This is a genomic window from Nocardia pseudovaccinii NBRC 100343, from assembly GCF_001613225.1.
Lineage (GTDB): Bacteria > Actinomycetota > Actinomycetes > Mycobacteriales > Mycobacteriaceae > Nocardia > Nocardia pseudovaccinii.
Genome location: NZ_BDBY01000099.1, coordinates 1 through 15,158 on the forward strand (window position 1 = coordinate 1; position 15,158 = coordinate 15,158).

At 64.7% G+C, this 15,158-nt stretch carries 19 protein-coding genes and 1 other RNA gene; 13 read left to right on the plus strand and 7 right to left on the minus strand.

Annotated elements, in window-relative coordinates; all coding sequences use genetic code 11:
• On the minus strand, positions 1-767 hold a 767-nt coding region (locus NP3_RS11125; RefSeq protein ID WP_157124253.1), incomplete at its 3' end, for an alpha/beta fold hydrolase.
• Positions 768-950: 183 nt separating this feature from the next.
• On the opposite strand from NP3_RS11125, the gene panB reads away from it, so the two are divergent.
• From panB to NP3_RS11150, 5 genes are all read left to right on the plus strand, one after another.
• Positions 951-1,805 carry a 3-methyl-2-oxobutanoate hydroxymethyltransferase gene (gene panB, locus NP3_RS11130; RefSeq protein ID WP_063040405.1) on the plus strand — a complete coding sequence of 285 codons (855 nt, stop codon included), beginning with the start codon at positions 951-953 and terminating at the stop codon, positions 1,803-1,805.
• 7 nt (positions 1,806-1,812) lie between these two features.
• A complete protein-coding gene (locus NP3_RS11135; RefSeq protein ID WP_169814478.1) occupies positions 1,813-2,667 on the plus strand; it encodes a phosphotransferase in 855 nt (284 codons plus the stop codon).
• Between the two features lie 89 nt (positions 2,668-2,756).
• Positions 2,757-3,206 carry a hypothetical protein gene (locus NP3_RS11140; protein ID WP_063040379.1) on the plus strand — a complete coding sequence of 150 codons (450 nt, stop codon included), beginning with the start codon at positions 2,757-2,759 and terminating at the stop codon, positions 3,204-3,206.
• On the plus strand, positions 3,206-4,168 hold the full coding sequence (gene pip, locus NP3_RS11145) for a prolyl aminopeptidase (RefSeq protein ID WP_063040381.1): 963 nt from the start codon (positions 3,206-3,208) through the stop codon (positions 4,166-4,168). Before NP3_RS11140 ends, pip begins: the two co-directional genes overlap by 1 nt.
• Positions 4,169-4,170: 2 nt before the next feature.
• On the plus strand, positions 4,171-5,094 hold the full coding sequence (locus NP3_RS11150) for a CHAD domain-containing protein (RefSeq protein ID WP_063040383.1): 924 nt from the start codon (positions 4,171-4,173) through the stop codon (positions 5,092-5,094).
• Between the two features lie 273 nt (positions 5,095-5,367).
• Here NP3_RS11150 and NP3_RS11155 read toward each other — a convergent pair whose 3' ends face one another.
• On the minus strand, positions 5,368-6,255 hold the full coding sequence (locus tag NP3_RS11155; RefSeq protein WP_063040385.1) for an alpha/beta hydrolase: 888 nt from the start codon (positions 6,253-6,255) through the stop codon (positions 5,368-5,370).
• A 105-nt stretch (positions 6,256-6,360) separates the two neighbouring features.
• Here NP3_RS11155 and rnpB point away from each other — a divergent pair.
• Positions 6,361-6,777, plus strand: an RNA gene (gene rnpB / locus NP3_RS11160) — RNase P RNA component class A.
• Positions 6,778-6,868: 91 nt separating this feature from the next.
• A complete protein-coding gene (locus NP3_RS11165) occupies positions 6,869-7,762 on the plus strand; it encodes a slipin family protein (RefSeq protein ID WP_063040407.1) in 894 nt (297 codons plus the stop codon).
• Between the two features lie 195 nt (positions 7,763-7,957).
• On the opposite strand, the gene NP3_RS11170 is transcribed toward NP3_RS11165, so the two are convergent.
• Positions 7,958-8,329 carry a hypothetical protein gene (locus NP3_RS11170; protein WP_063040387.1) on the minus strand — a complete coding sequence of 124 codons (372 nt, stop codon included), beginning with the start codon at positions 8,327-8,329 and terminating at the stop codon, positions 7,958-7,960.
• Positions 8,330-8,758: 429 nt separating this feature from the next.
• Between NP3_RS11170 and NP3_RS11175 the strand changes: the two genes are divergently transcribed.
• Both NP3_RS11175 and NP3_RS47815 read left to right on the plus strand, forming a co-directional pair.
• Positions 8,759-9,091 carry a hypothetical protein gene (locus NP3_RS11175; protein ID WP_063040389.1) on the plus strand — a complete coding sequence of 111 codons (333 nt, stop codon included), beginning with the start codon at positions 8,759-8,761 and terminating at the stop codon, positions 9,089-9,091.
• 17 nt (positions 9,092-9,108) lie between these two features.
• Positions 9,109-10,806, plus strand: coding sequence for an RNB domain-containing ribonuclease (locus NP3_RS47815; RefSeq protein WP_157124254.1), 1,698 nt, complete (start codon positions 9,109-9,111; stop codon positions 10,804-10,806).
• Positions 10,807-10,972: 166 nt separating this feature from the next.
• On the opposite strand, the gene NP3_RS11185 is transcribed toward NP3_RS47815, so the two are convergent.
• A complete protein-coding gene (locus NP3_RS11185) occupies positions 10,973-11,218 on the minus strand; it encodes a hypothetical protein (protein WP_063040391.1) in 246 nt (81 codons plus the stop codon).
• 153 nt (positions 11,219-11,371) lie between these two features.
• On the opposite strand from NP3_RS11185, the gene NP3_RS47820 reads away from it, so the two are divergent.
• Complete coding sequence (locus NP3_RS47820) at positions 11,372-11,527, plus strand: hypothetical protein (protein WP_157124255.1); 156 nt, start codon at positions 11,372-11,374, stop codon at positions 11,525-11,527.
• A 263-nt stretch (positions 11,528-11,790) separates the two neighbouring features.
• Here NP3_RS47820 and NP3_RS11190 read toward each other — a convergent pair whose 3' ends face one another.
• The 3 genes from NP3_RS11190 to NP3_RS11200 all read right to left on the minus strand — a co-directional run bounded on the left by NP3_RS11190 (position 11,791) and on the right by NP3_RS11200 (position 12,913).
• Positions 11,791-12,147, minus strand: a complete 357-nt coding sequence (locus tag NP3_RS11190; RefSeq protein WP_157124256.1) for a hypothetical protein — start codon at positions 12,145-12,147, stop codon at positions 11,791-11,793.
• A 324-nt stretch (positions 12,148-12,471) separates the two neighbouring features.
• The gene (locus tag NP3_RS47825) at positions 12,472-12,642 is read right to left on the minus strand and encodes a hypothetical protein (RefSeq protein ID WP_157124257.1); all 171 of its coding nucleotides are present in this window, start codon (positions 12,640-12,642) and stop codon (positions 12,472-12,474) included.
• Positions 12,643-12,685: 43 nt separating this feature from the next.
• Positions 12,686-12,913, minus strand: a complete 228-nt coding sequence (locus NP3_RS11200; RefSeq protein WP_063040397.1) for a hypothetical protein — start codon at positions 12,911-12,913, stop codon at positions 12,686-12,688.
• Between the two features lie 187 nt (positions 12,914-13,100).
• Here NP3_RS11200 and NP3_RS11205 point away from each other — a divergent pair, with 187 nt between their 5' ends.
• From NP3_RS11205 to NP3_RS11215, 3 genes are read left to right on the plus strand one after another with little or no spacing between them, the layout of a single operon-like run.
• Positions 13,101-13,466 carry a hypothetical protein gene (locus NP3_RS11205; protein ID WP_245720889.1) on the plus strand — a complete coding sequence of 122 codons (366 nt, stop codon included), beginning with the start codon at positions 13,101-13,103 and terminating at the stop codon, positions 13,464-13,466.
• The gene (locus NP3_RS11210; RefSeq protein ID WP_063040401.1) at positions 13,447-13,968 is read left to right on the plus strand and encodes a DUF6879 family protein; all 522 of its coding nucleotides are present in this window, start codon (positions 13,447-13,449) and stop codon (positions 13,966-13,968) included. The genes NP3_RS11205 and NP3_RS11210 overlap by 20 nt, the downstream gene beginning before the upstream one ends.
• Before the next feature lie 35 nt (positions 13,969-14,003).
• Entirely contained in the window at positions 14,004-14,813 is an 810-nt protein-coding gene (locus tag NP3_RS11215; RefSeq protein WP_245720890.1) for a helix-turn-helix domain-containing protein, read from the plus strand.
• Positions 14,814-15,158 lie beyond the last annotated feature (345 nt).

Below are 15,158 nucleotides of genomic sequence, written 5' to 3' on the forward strand. Positions count from 1 at the left end.
TGGGAGGAGTCCACCGCACCGTCGAGCACCAGCGCGCGCACATTGTCCGGGAACTTCTCGGCGTAGGCCGAGCCGAGCTTGGTGCCGTAGGAGTAGCCGAGGTAGCTGAGCTTCGGATCACCGAGGACGGCGCGGATCACATCCATGTCCTGCACCACCTCGCGGGTGCCGACGTGGGCCAGGAATTCGGTGCCGGTGCGCTCGACGCAGTGACCGACGAACTGACGGTTCTCGTCCTCGGCCTTGGCGATGCCGTCCGGGGTGTTGTCGGTGGGGGGTTCGGCGCGTTCGGCGTCGTTCTGCTGCGGGGTCAGACAGGCGATGGTCGGGATCGAGGAGCCGACCCCACGCGGATCGAATCCGACCCGGTCGAAGCGCTCGGCCAACGGCGTCTTGCCCGCGATACCCGCCATCGACAGACCCGATACGCCCGGCCCGCCCGGATTGAGCAGCAGTGAGCCGATCCGCTTGCCGCTGGCCGGAATTCGGGCCAGCGCGATCTGCGCGGTCGCGCCGTCGGGCTTGGTGTAGTCGACGGGCACGGTGATGCGGGTGCATTCGGTGTTGGGTGCGGGGCGATCGTCCGGGGAACCGAAATCGTCGCAGGAACCCCAGTTCGCGGTCTGGCTGTAGAACTTCTCGAGGCCCTGGGGCGGCGTGGGTAACGCATTGCCCGGCGCGTCCTTGGATGCGCTGCATCCGGCCGCCACCACCGCCAACGTCACCGCGACCAGCACACCACGCGACCCACTCCGCACCACAGACATGAGAAAGATCCTGCCATTGCCGCGCGAGGCCGTGCGTCCGGTCGCCCGGCGGCGCGGATGCGGCTGTGACCAAATGCACCGTCATCGCGCTTAAGTCGCGATCGCACGGGTGGCAGACTGGATTCGTCACACAACCCGGGGACCCGGACGGGCCTCGAGGCGACAACCACGAAAGGGACGATGATGTCCGCATCCGAATCGGAGACCCCTGCTTACGGCGCTGCCCCGGCGGCCAAACCGGCCAAGCGCAAGACACGGGTACCTCATCTGCGGCAGATGAAGGCCGATGGCGAGAAGTGGTCGATGTTGACCGCCTACGACTATTCCTCCGCTCGCATCTTCGAAGAAGCCGGAATTCCGGTGCTACTGGTGGGCGACTCCGCCGCCAACGTCGTCTACGGCTACGACACCACCGTGCCGATCACCGTCGACGAGCTCATCCCGCTGGTGCGCGGCGTGGTCCGCGGTGCACCGCATGCGCTGGTGGTGGCCGATCTGCCGTTCGGCACCTACGAAACCTCGCCGCAGCAGGCGCTGGCCACCGCGACCCGGTTCATGAAGGAGGGCGGTGCGCACGCGGTCAAGCTGGAGGGCGGTGAGCGGGTCGCCGAGCAGATCGCGCTGATCACTTCGGCCGGTATTCCGGTAATGGCGCATATCGGCTTCACCCCGCAGAGCGTCAATACCCTCGGTGGTTTCCGGGTGCAGGGTCGCGGCGACGGCGCCGAGCAGCTCATCGCCGATGCCATCGCGGTCCAGGAGGCCGGTGCGTTCTCCGTGGTGATGGAGATGGTGCCCGCCGAACTGGCCGGCCAGGTGACCCGCAAGCTGACCATCCCGACCGTCGGCATCGGCGCCGGCGCGGAATGCGATGCGCAGGTGCTGGTCTGGCAGGATATGGCTGGCTTCACCAGCGGAAAGACCGCCAAGTTCGTCAAGCGGTTCGGCCGGATCGGCGATGAATTGCGTTCCGCCGCAGCCGCTTACGCCGACGAGGTGCGACGGGGGACCTTCCCCGGTCCCGAGCACAGCTTCTGAGTTCACGATGACCGGCCGAGCAGTGCACGCGCCAGTGGCGCTGCTCGGCCAACCCGTGCAACCGATGCTCGATTGGGCCACGGGTGTTCTCACCGATCGCGGCTTGAAAATCATTGAGACGCCGGAGGAAACGCGACGGCGGGCGTGGTCGTTGATCATGCGCATCCCGACCGATGCGGGTCCGGTGTGGTTGAAGGCCAATGCTCGCGCCGGTGCGCACGAGGGTCCGCTGCTCCAAGCATTGGCCCGGTTGCTACCCGGCAGCGTGCTCGAACCGCTTGCGGTGCAACCGGATCACGGCTGGTTGCTCAGTCCCGACGGTGGTGGTACGGCGCGGGATTCCGTGGCCGCGTGGACCGAATTGGTCCGCCGCTACGCCGACCTCCAGCTGGCGATGGGCGATCACATCGATGAGCTGCGCGCCACCGGCACACCGTATCTGCCCCCGTCCCGGCTGATCACGGTGTATCGGCATTTCGAGCCACGCGTTCCCGGCCTCGGCGCGGCGATCACCGAAGCAGGCGCGGCGCTTGCCGAATTCGGCAGGCTGAGCATCGAACACAATGATCTGCATCCGGGAAACGTGTTCACCGATTCGGACATGCTGTTCGACTGGGGCGATGCGGTAATCACCCATCCGCTGCTGTCCTGGCGCGTACTGCGCGGTCCGCACCGCTCGGAATACCTGGACCGGTGGCGGCAGTCGTGCGCCGTCACCGATGCCGAGATCGCCCTCGTCGACCGGCTGGCACCACTGGTCGCCTTGCATCCGTGGCGCACCATCGACGCGTCACCACCGCGGTTCGCGCGCTTCCTGCGGGGCTTGCTCGACGATCTGCGCGCGGGCTTCGGCCCGGTTTGATCGGCGGCGCCCGGCAAACTCGCGCGGGCCAGGCGCGGCAAATAATGGCAGACTCGAAGCCGACAATGCCGACACGAGCAGAGGTACCGATGCCGCAACCCCGTTGGATTTCACGCAGCACGCTAGTGGTGGCGGGCCTGTTCGCCGCCGCGGCGCTCACCGCCTGCGGGAGCGACTCGAGCCCGGCGCCCACCGGCAGCTCGAGCTCCACCACCGGATCGGCGACAGCCACCAGCGCGGCCAAGACCACCAGCGCACCGGCGACGACCCTGGAGATTTCCGACGCGTCGGCCACCCAGCTGTGCGACATGATCCGCCCGGAACTGTCGAACTGGCGGGTGCAGGGTCCGACGCTGGGCCGGATCGGGCTCAATGCGCTGGTGCACGAATGGGCGCTGCGCAATGGCGGCATCAACGGCCACGTACTCGCCGATAAGGCGATGATCGACCGGATCACCACCAAGAGCTGCGCCGATGTACACCAGCAGGCCATCGAGGCGCTGGAACTGCCCGATCTGGCTTCGGGAATCGCCTTCTGATGCGAACCCTCTATCCCGCGATCGAGCCGTACGAAACCGGCATGCTCGATGTCGGCGCGGGCCAGTCCGTGTACTGGGAGGTCAGCGGCAATCCGGACGGTAAGCCCGTGGTGTTCCTGCACGGCGGACCCGGCGGCGGCACCGAACCGTTCCACCGGCAGTTCTTCGATCCGGCCGCCTACAAGATCGTGCTACTGGATCAGCGCGGCTGCGGACGATCCACCCCGCATATCGCGGACGGTGCGAGTCTGGAGACCAATACCACCGCACATCTGATCGCCGACGTCGAAGCGCTGCGTATTCGTCTCGGCATCGATCGCTGGCAAGTATTCGGCGGCTCCTGGGGTTCCACGCTCGCACTCGCCTATGCGCAACAGCATCCGGAGCGGGTCACCGAACTGGTACTGCGCGGCATATTCCTGTTGCGGCGCAAGGAAATCGACTGGTATTACAACGGCGCCGCGGGCAACATCTACCCCGACGAGTGGGAGAAGTTCCTGGCCCCGGTGCCGGTGGACGAGCGCGACAGCGATCTGGTGCAGGTGTACCACCGGCTGCTGCACTCCCCCGACGAGCAGGTCGCCGAAGCGGCCGCCATCGCCTGGTCCACGTGGGAGGGCGCGACGAGTTCGCTACTGCCGCACCCGGATCGGGTGCAGGAGAGCGCCGAGCCGCGGTTCGCGCTGGCCTTCGCCCGGATCGAGAACCACTACTTCGTCAATGGCGGATTCCTCGACGAAGGACAGTTGCTGCGCGATATCGACAAGATCGCGCACATCCCGGCCGTCATCGTGCAGGGTCGCCACGATGTCGTCTGCCCGGCGACCAGCGCATGGGAATTGCATCGTGCCTGGCCCGGATCGGTACTGCACATCGTGGACGATGCCGGTCACGCCGCCGCCGAACCCGGAATCACCCACCATCTCGTCGAGGCGACCGACGGATTCGCGAAAGTGAGCTGATCATGGTCAGGGCCGGAACCGCCATCGTCGCGGCACTACGCGACGACGTCGACCGGCTGCTGGCCGCAGAACCGGACGTCCGCGCCGACGCATGGGATTCGGTGCACCAGATGCGGGTCGCGACGCGCAGACTGCGCAGCGTGCTGCGCTCGTACCGCACGCTCTTCGAGGCCACACCGATCGCCGAGATGCAGGACGAACTGAAGTGGCTGGCCGATCTGCTCGGTGTTGCCCGCGATGCCGAGGTGCGGGCGGAACGGTTCGCGGCACTGCTGGCCGCACACGCACCACAGGATGAATTCGCCCGGCTCGCAACGGAATCAGCTGTGCCAAAGGCGGGCAGCGCCTACGTGCCCGGCACCACCGAGTACGTGCGCACCGATCTGGTCGACGCGGAGCGAGACCGGTACCGAAAGGCGCATGCCGAGATCCTCGACGCCCTCGATCACCATCGCTATCACGCACTGCGCCACCGTCTTTCGTCCTGGCGCACCGACCCGCCCCTCGATGCCGACACGTCGAAGCAGCCCGCCGACGAAGTCTTCGAACGCATCCTGCGCAAGGACCGCAAACGCCTACAGCGAATGGTCTACGCCGAACCCGCCGTCTCCCCCGCCGAGCGCGTCGAACTGCTGCACGATATCCGCAAGGGCGCCAAGCGCCTGCGCTACTCGTGCGAGGGCGCGACCGACGTACTCGGCAGTGCCGCAAAGGATCTCGGCACCGAAGCGAAACGCCTGCAAACCGTACTCGGCGACCACCGCGACGCCGTCGAATCCCGCGAAGCCATCCTGGCGCGCGCCGCCCGAACCCACGCCACCGGCGTCAACGCCACCATCTACGAATTGCTCGCCGATGCCGAAGAAATCGCGGCGGGCGAAGCGCTGGCCAAATACCCTGCCGCAGCGGCGTTCGTATCGGGTTGACTCGTCACTACTGAGGCTTTTCTCGCCTCAGGTCGAGACATTCGTATCGAGCGCCTGTTCGGAGATCAAGAAGCGGAATCGCCGGGGACATCTCCGCAGTACATGCTGACGTTCAATCACGTCGACTGCGGCGGAACAACCGGGCTTTCTCGGTCGTCAAACCGCCGACCGAAGACATCACGCATACGCCAACGCGGGCAACATCTTTCAACCGATCAACCGTGGGGTGGCACCGCTACGCGGTTCCACCCCACACTTCACTTCGAACCAGGCTCAGGGCCGCAGCACCGACACCAGGAACTCGGTCTGGTCGTATACCGTCTGCTCGAAGACATCGTCGAAGTACACATCGAAATGCCCCACCGGATAACGCTTTACGATCGCGTGCTTGGTGCGTTCGGCCGCGCGCAGCGTCGGCTTCGGCGGTGCGATGGTGTCGTTGTCGGCGACCGCGTAGAAGACCGGCATCTTCAATGCCTTGGCGCGGCGGCCAGGTGAATCGAACAGTGTCGAGAATGCCACACGGGCAGCGACTTTCGGTTCGTAGGTCTCGCTCTCGTCGGCGAGCCTGCCATAACCCTCCGGCGCATCCGGCGCGCTCATCAGCGCCGCCGAACGCTTGCGCCCGGCCAACCGGACGCGAACAGGCTTGCGCCGGATGGGACCGACGAGCAGATCGGTGGCCGCGATGGTGGCCACCTTGGTCAAACTGGTCGGCCCCTTCGCCATGGCCGATGCCCAGCCACTGGTGAACGGAACTTGGGCGACGACAGCCGCGATGTAGTCGTCGTCGGGCGCGACCGACAACACGTGGCCGCCACCGAAAGAAGTGCCCCACAGCGCGATTCGGGTCGCGTCGAAGCCGCGCAGCGTGCGCGCATAGGCGATGGCCGAGCGCCAGTCCTCACGCTGCCGGGCGATATGTAGTAGCTGACGCGGCGCACCCTGACTGGCCCCGAAATGCCGGTAATCGAATACCAGCACACCCATCCCGGCGGCGGCGAATCGCCGTGCGTACCTATCCAGACCCATCTCCCGGTTGGCGCCGAGTCCGTGCCCCATCACAACAAGTGGGCGGGGCTTGGGGATGCCAGCGGGGGGATACAGCCAGGCAGCGCAGTGCTCGCTACCCGAGGGAAAACTGACCTCGACACGTTCCATGGCACCTCACCGTACTGTTTCGGTCCGAACTATTGCCCCCCGACCGAGCGCGGTCAGGCCAGTGAACAACGTACCCCTAGATCAAAGTAGGCTAAACGCTGCGGACGAGTTGGCCGGGCGGCCGCGGTGATGGGAACGGGCACGCGAAGTGCCGCCGCCCGTCGCCGAGGAAAGTCCGGACTCCACAGAGCAGGGCGGTTGCTAACGGCAACCCGGGGTGACCCGCGGGAGAGTGCCACAGAAAACAGACCGCCCATGATCCCTCGGGATCGTGCGGTGAGGGTGAAACGGTGCGGTAAGAGCGCACCAGCGCCCCGGGTGACCGGGGCGGCTAGGTAAACCCCGCCCGGAGCAAGGTCGAAGGTCGCACCGTTCGCGGTGCGGCTGCGCAGGTGTTCGAGGGTTGCTCGCCCGAGCCTGCGGGTGGACCGCTCGAGGCACCCGGCAACGGTGTGTCCAGATGGATGGTCGTCACCCGGTGTGAACCGGGGACAGGATCCGGCTTACAGGTCAACTCGTCCGCCCCTGCAATCCGGTGCTCGCTGGTGCCATGATGGAAGTGACCGCTGAGCCGGAATTCGGTGCGGTCAGGCACTTCGCACGGGGTGTAGCCATGGATATTCTTTCTGTCATCGGGGCGATTTTCGGGGTGGGGGCGATCGCGGGCGGGGTGCTCACCGCGATGAGCGCGCGCATTGTCGCCCAATACGAGAAGGGGCTGGTGTTCCGGTTCGGCCGCGTGGTCGGAACCCGAGATCCCGGACTGCGCATGCTGATTCCGTTCATCGACCGGATGCGCAAGGTCTCCACACAGATCGTCACCATGCCGGTGCCCGCGCAGGACGGCATCACCCGCGACAACGTGACGGTGCGTGTCGACGCGGTGGTCTATTTCCGGGTGATCGATCCGGTGTGCGCGGTGGTTGAAGTGCAGAACTATCTGTTCGCCGTCGGGCAAGTGGCGCAGACTTCGTTGCGTTCGATCATCGGAAAGAGCGATCTGGACAGCCTGTTGTCCAATCGTGAGGAGCTGAACAAGGGGCTCGAGATCATGATCGATAGCCCGGCGCTCGCCTGGGGTATCCATATCGATCGGGTCGAGATCAAGGATGTCTCGATTCCGGATTCGCTGAAGCGCTCGATGTCGCGGCAGGCCGAGGCGGAGCGGGAACGGCGGGCGCGAGTGATTTCCGCCGAGGGCGAATTCCAGGCGTCGAAGAAGTTGGCGCAGGCGGGCGCACAGATGTCGGAATCACCGGCGGCACTGCAACTGCGATTGCTGGAAACCGTGGTTCAGGTTGCGGCGGAAAAGAATTCGACATTGGTGCTGCCGTTCCCGGTGGAATTGCTGCGGTTCCTGGAACGGGGTACGCCGTCCGCGGCGACCACCGCCGAGCCCACCCCGACCGCTTCCGAATCCACACCGGAGATCAACCCGCCCGACCCGACACAGGCACTCGGTCAGGGCAACACGCCAGCGGTCGAACAAGATGGAACGCGCCCGTAACACAACGGGCGTATACCGATACGGGTACGGCAGCTATTGCGTGCCGTACCACCGCATCGGTAGCACAACGTAAGGAAACCGGGCCGATGTCCATACTGATTCCCGTGATCGCGATCATTCTCATGATCACCGTGGGGTATGTGTTGAAATACCTGCCCAATTACTTTCCGTGGCTGAAGGATTGAAGGTTTTCGCTCAGCAGAGCAGCTTCGCCATCTGATAGATCGCCTGGGCCTCTTCCTTGGAGGCCTCGGTGGTGCCCTTCGTGCGCTTGATGACGTTCTGGACGACTTCGTCCTCGCCCTTGCCGCCCTTGATGTCCTTGCAGGTGTCGACCAGGATGCCGCTGATCTTGGCGTCGTCTTTGCCCTCGGCGAGCTTGGGGAAGGCGCTGCGGTAGCTGACGACGAACGTCCCCGCCTTGACGTTGTCGATTGTCTCGCCGCCCGCGGACTTGGCCGCCGAGGTCGTCGCGGGAGCGGAAGAGTCTTTGTCATCGCCGCAACCGGCAAGGAGCAGGGCTAACACGGCGGAGCTGGCCGCGATAGCGGCGGTAGTTCTGGTCACGCAGCGGGATGCTAGCGGCACTTGGGAAACGTCGCCTCCCGTCCGGTTAACGGAAGGCGACGAAAACCGCATCGTCGACGGTGAGGTCAGAGCGGGTTGACCATGAAAACCTGAGCCCAATACGCCGCCTGCTCCGGACCGAGCAGTGGCATCAGGTAATCGAAAAGAATCGTTGACATCAGTGGATAACTCCCAATTGTCGACGTACATGTCACTTGCGAATGCGCGGGAAAAGCTCGATCCCGCCACGCCGGGGAACCCTAGCAGTCGGGGTGTGACCTCGCCGGGCTCGGCGTGTCCGGCATGGCGATTCGGTTGGAACTGGCCTAGAACGTGAGCGACGTCATAGAGTAGGCGCCGTTGGTAAGACCCGTTGCCGGTCCGCCACGAAAATCACATTCTTCGATCACGGAAGCAGGTCACAACTCTATGCGGATTGTTCGATCACTGGTCGCCGGTGCGCTGATCGCCGGGGCCGCATCGGTTTTCGCCATGCTGGGCACCGGATCCGCCTCGGCGGTCGCGGTCACCCCGCTGGCGGGTGGGGTCCAGGTCGACCTCAACTCGGCCGACACCGCCTGGGTGTACCAGAACCACATCGGGCAGGCCATCGCCGGTCTGCCGCATCCGTCGGCGGCGTCGTTCGGTGAGGCGCTGGACGCGGCGGCGGGCGTTTCCACCAGCGTCCCGGGTGGCCGGGTGACCTTTACCGTGTACGGCCCGCTCAATGAATTGAACGGCACCATGTTGGCACTGCAGTAGAGACCGACTGCGACAGCGTGGAACTCCACCAGCGGATCGTGTCGGCGCCGGTCGATTTCGGCGCCATTCGATCCGAATTCGGATTGGCCTCGGCGTATCCCGCCGCGGCCACCGCGGCGGCCCGCGACGCGATCGACGCGTTCGCGGGCACTCGCGCCGATCGCACCGATATTCCATTCGTCACGATCGACCCGCCCGGCGCCATGGATCTGGACCAGGCGGTGCATATCGAACGCACCTCTTCCGGTTTCACCGTCCATTACGCGATCGCCGATGTCGCCGCCGTAGTAGACCCCGCGGGCCCGCTGGCCCAGGAAGCGGGCGTGCGCGGCCAGACCTTCTATCTCCCCGACGGCATCGTGCCGCTGCACCCGTCGATCCTGTCGGAGAATTCCGCGAGCCTGCTGCCGGACCAGACCAGGCCCGCCGCCCTCTGGACCATCGAATGCGATGAGAACGCGGAACCGCAGCGGTTCTCGGTGACCCGGGCTACCGTGCGTTCGCGCGCCCGGCTCGACTATGCGAGCGTCCAGGCCGACGCCGACGCGAACCGCCTGCATCCCTCGATCGCGGCCCTGCCGGAATTCGGTAAGCGGCGCATCGAGGCTGGACTGGCACGCGGCGCGATCGGGCTGCGCCTGCCCGCCCAGAGCATCATCCGTGACGACAAGGCCGTCGGCCACTGGCGTCTGGTGGTGGAACCGCGCACCGCCGCCGACGACTGGAACGAGCAGATCTCCCTGCTGACCGGCATGTGCGCGGCGCGAATCATGTTGAACGGCAAAGGATCCGATGGTGCGCCCAGTGTCGGTGAGCGCATCGCATTGCTGCGGACGATGCCGCCGCCCATTGTTTCGGCGATCGATTCGATGCGCAGGACCGCCGCGGCGTTGGGGGTTGCCTGGCCTGCGGGGCAGTCCGTCGGTCGGATGCTGGCCGGGCTCGATCCGAATGCGCCTGCGACGTTGGTGCTGATGTCCGAGGCGACCGGGCTGCTGCGTGGTGCGGGATATACGGTGCTCGATGGGGTGGCTGGTGCCGGGGCGAATGGTTCTGGGGTCGGTGCTCAGTCGGCGGGCGGTGCGCGGGCGGCGGGCGGCGCCGAGCTGGACGTCGATTCGCGGTCGGGAGGTTATGCCGACTCGCCAGGTGGGGCGGGCTCACTGGGCGGCGTGGGCTCGCGAGACGGATCGGATTCCGGCGGCGGCACGGGCGGGCCAGGCAGTACCGGTGCGGGCGGCGGCGGGCGGACCGCTAAATCTGCGAGCGGCGCTCAGACCGCGAACAATCTGCAGCACAGCGCAATCGGCGCGCCCTACGCGCACGTCACCGCACCGCTGCGCCGCCTCGCCGACCGTTTCGCCACCGAGATCTGCCTGGCCCGCTGCGCCGGAACCGAAGTGCCGCAATGGGTCCGCGATGGCCTGGTCCCCACCGCCGAGTCGATGAAACGCAGCGACAGCATCGCGGGCAAAGTGGAACGCGCCTGCATCGACCTCACCGAAGCCACCCTGCTCGCCGAACGCAGCGGCGCGACCTTCGAGGCCGTCGTAGTACGCGAAGCCAATGGCACCCGTCCCGCCGAAGTATTCATCGCCGACCCACCAGTAGTCGGCCCCTGCATCGGCGCACCCCCGGAAGGCGAGCAAGTCCAGGTCCGCTTGGTCGCCGCCGACCCCACCACCCGCAAGATCAGCTTCGGCTATCCCGTCTGACGCCGTCGCGTCGGCTTCACGCGCCATCCAGATCTACGAAACGGATTGCCGCCCAACGGGCGTGGGTGTCCAGTCTGGACGCCCCCAACCGGCAGTAAGCCCCGGCGAAAACCAGGGCCTACTTCGATCTTGGCCGAACGGCCTGGGTGGCTGATCCCCTCCTGGGTCACTCGTCCAGGGTGTACTCGGCGTACTGCCCCGACTTAGGGAAGGTGACTACCGCCAACTCTGTTGCAGCTTTGACCAGTGCGTCTATGGCCCGGTGGTCTGGACCGAGGTACGGGTTCACTTCCTCTGCAATCTTCTGCAACCGATCACGGAGCGCCACCGAAAGCTCTCGGGGCAGCGTCCCGGGGAACTCCGGCGGGTTATCGGGATCTATCGGGTACTCGATCGGTTCGGGTGTAGACACAACTCTGGCTCCTTCACAATCGGGGGTGACACTGCGAGGTCGGTACCTCCACGGTGCCGGATGCGTTGGTGTAGGTGAACTGGTGCCCCTGCGGAATGACGAACCGGGGCCTATCGGCTTGATTCCCCGCACACGATCGCTCACGCGGGTTCGGTGGTGGGCTGCGTCGCCACCGCCAACGCGCTTCGCACTTTCGCCCCCGCGTTGTCCTTCGGACCCGATGTCGGCATTCCGTTGCCGGTGCTCGCGTCCATCGCCGCAGCCTGCCTCACCTATCTGGGTAATCGGTTGACCCGGCGCAATACCTAGACCCTCACCTGCACGCCCTGTCGGATTGTCTTTCCGGCAGGGCGAAGGTGTATCTGCGCCCCGCCGGATGAGAACCGCGACTATCGGGCAGAGCGTATTCCCTCGCCGCGAAACGCGATCCGCCGAGGCGGCTACCGCTAGGCCGCCTCGACCCGGTCCGCTAGGAAGTCGAGCCAGTGACGCCGACCCTTGATGAGGTTGGCACCCTGGTTGCACGGAACCTATGAGCTGGAGCCCTCGAAGCAACAAGGGCTCCAGCCCGGTTAGGGACGGCGCTCGGCCACTATCCGAAACTCGTCGGCGTACGGCCCTGTGACCTCGAACGTAACCGTTGCTGGTTCCGCCGCGTCCCCATCGGCCTCCGGGCTGCCCGGGACGATGGACCTTGCCAGCTCGCGAAGCCCGTCGAGTGTCAATGCATCGAAACCTCTTTGTTTCCATTGGTATTCGAGCGGTGAGGGCGGACTACCGGCCGTATCGACCAACGCTAGCAACAGATCCTCCCAGCAGATCACGGACCCGTGCCCGTGCTCTGCGGCCATCTCTGCGGCGCGGCGCAACGCAGCGATGACGCTGGCGTTTGCCCCAGTGATCGTGGTTACCGACTGATGTTCGGCCATAGCCGACACCTTATCGGCCGTAGCGGCTATTGCCGCTGGACTCGAAGATTTCCCAGCCGTTGTATTCGCGGCCTCCGACACACCAAATCCGGATGGCCTTCCCCGGTGTCGGACACATCACCTTGTCCTCTCGGGTCACCGGTTGCTCGGCGCAGCGGACCACTATCCCGCCCGACTGCTCGCACATTTCGATCGTGATTGCCGATGCCGGGGAGGTCACCAGCACCAGCACGGCAGTAGCTGCTGCAACGACAAAAGAGAGTCGCGAAATGTTGTACAGCAATGGATTTCCTCATTTCTCACGCCCGACCGGCCGAGAGCCGATCAGTAATCCCGTGACGGGTCAGGCATCATCGCGCCCGTGTCCTCGCGTTCGATCCGTTCGCGGATCGCGTCCACGGTGCGGTCCTTCGGAATCGGTTCCGGCCACACGATCACCCCGACCGTCACCGCTAGCGGCAGGCCGAAGCACACGAGCCACCCCAGCGTGATCACTGGACACCTCCAGGGTGTCCGGTGGTCGCAAGCGCGCGCTTGCTCACGGCAGGTCTCGGAGCAGTCGCAGCACCTGTCCGCACAGTTCGGCGTCGGCAGGCTCGACCGGGCTACTCGGTAGCTCGGCAGTACCCGGAACCCGTTGCGGTAGCACAGGATCGGCTGGAGTCCGCAACTCCAGGTACACCCCCGGACCGTCGTTCTCGTCGCCGTAGTCGGCGACCTCCAACCACCCGCCTGGAAACACGAACAGTCGTGTGCGCCTGTCCATCTCGACTCCTGTAGTCCGGTGTTGGTAGGCACCCCGTGACCGGTTGGCGTCACATGTCACGGGGGCCAGCTCAGACGCTACGAACCAGAAGCCAACCGCGTCCATGCCCATGCTCGAACATGCTCATATACGCTTATTCGCTCACCCGAACCGCCGCAACTGAGGCATCATCGAAGACGTTCGAAGCATGAACGCGCATGATTCGATTGGAGACCCAACCATGCGGTTACAGTTCCTTGGCAAAGGCGGCACCGAGGGCGGAGGATGCCCCTCGTTGTACGCCACCGACAGAGGCACCTACATCTGCCAGGGGTGGAGGACGAGCACGCCGGAACGAATCGAGATCCCGCATCTACTACTGGGATTCGCTGAGCCGGACACGTTCATCGGTGCCGCCATGACCGACACCGGCCGGGGTACGTTCACACTGTCCGGCGCACCGGTTGTGGACGCCGAAGCGCTGGCACAGATGGACATCTATCCCGACGAAACCTGTGTGGAAGTGCTCAAACTAGAAAGGAAGTTCTACGGCAATGCTGCTAGCGCAGGGTGAGGCATTCGACGCCCTGTTCCGAGAGGCCAAGCGCGAAGCGTTCCACCTCGAAGTCAGGGACGACTACTACCCGCCGGATTACCCTCCACTCGTTCGGTTTCTGAACAACGAACCCGAGGACTACCGGTGGTTTCAACCTTGGCTAGACCGGGTAAGGGAAACAACGAATCGGGGCGTAGCAGTCAACCGGGCACGAGTAGTCACCGTGCCGCACAACGATTACACGCGGTACGCGAAACACGTTGCTCATCTCAATGTCGAGGCGGGCGAAGATGTGCGGTACCTGCCGCGCCATTTGATCAACCCTGACGAATTGACTGTAGACGATTGGTGGATATTTGATGATTCGGTTATAGCATTCACCGTATTCGAACCCGGCGAGAACGGTAAGTGGCTTGGTGGTGCTGTAACCACCGATCCCCGAATAGTCGCGTACATCCGCACAGTCAAAGAACGGGTGTGGTCTATGGCTACCCCGTTGTCTGAGTACAGTGAGCCGTGACAAGTTCACTCGATCAGGCTAAGGAAGCTCTCGGGGTGCGACTCCGAGAGCTTCGCCTTGATGCGGGTATCAGCGGCACCGAGCTTGCCCGGCGTGCCGGATGGCATCAAACCAAGGTGTCGAAAATCGAGTACGGCAAGACCAAGCCCACAGACGCCGATATACACGCGTGGTGCGCCCATACAGGCGCTGAAAACCATATCCCTGACCTGATGGCCACTTTGCGGAATATCGAAGCCGCGTGGCTCGAATGGCGGCGCGTACTCGGTACTGGCACCAAACGGAGACAACAAGCCTCTATCAAGTTGGAAGCGGAAACCGAGGTCATGCGGGTTTATCACCCGTTCCTGATACCGGGATTGCTCCAGACAGCGGAATACGCCGAGGGTGTTCTACGACGCGTTATCGAGTTCCAGCAGGTACCCAACGATGTTGACGAAGGCGTGTCCAAGCGGATGGAACGCCAACAAATCTTGTACCGGCGAAACCACAAGTTCCACTTCGTCATTGCGGAACAAGCCCTACTGACCACGGTGGGAACCGATCAAACCATGATCGGCCAACTTGACCGGCTGCTGGCCGTCGCGGGAATGCCGAGGGTAGCTCTCGGAATTGTTCCGGCAGGGTCGCCGTACCGGGTATCCATGACGAACTTCACCATCTTCGACAACGCGCGGGTCATGGTCGAAACCGTCACGGCTGAGTTGACGATCACTCAGCCGAGAGAAATAGCCCAGTACGGCAGGGCCTTCGATGTGCTTGCTGGTCAGTCGGTGACCGGTGACGCTGCACGGAAGTTGATCGGGGCAGCGCTCGACAAACGACGCGGGCGGCCTGCGGAATGACGAACCGGGGCCTATCGGCTTGATTCCCCGTACGCGATCGCTCACGCGGGTTCGGTGGTCCCCAGTCAGCTGACGTATGCCCTCGGTGGCCGACTTCCCGAACCGTCGATGCTGCTCGCGCCGTCGTAGATCACCCCACGTAGCAGTGGTGGCCCAGAAGGGAAAACCAACGGGTGCGGCCTCACGACTGATGCCGCGATAGCCGCGTAGTGGCGGTTGGCCACGCCGTTCCGTGAGTGTGTGAACGAATCCACGGTGAACACCGCTCAGTGACAAGTTCGGTGCAGGAGGCGCACGAACCACGCAGACGATGCCCCAGCGCAATCCTGCGAGTGTATGCGCGGG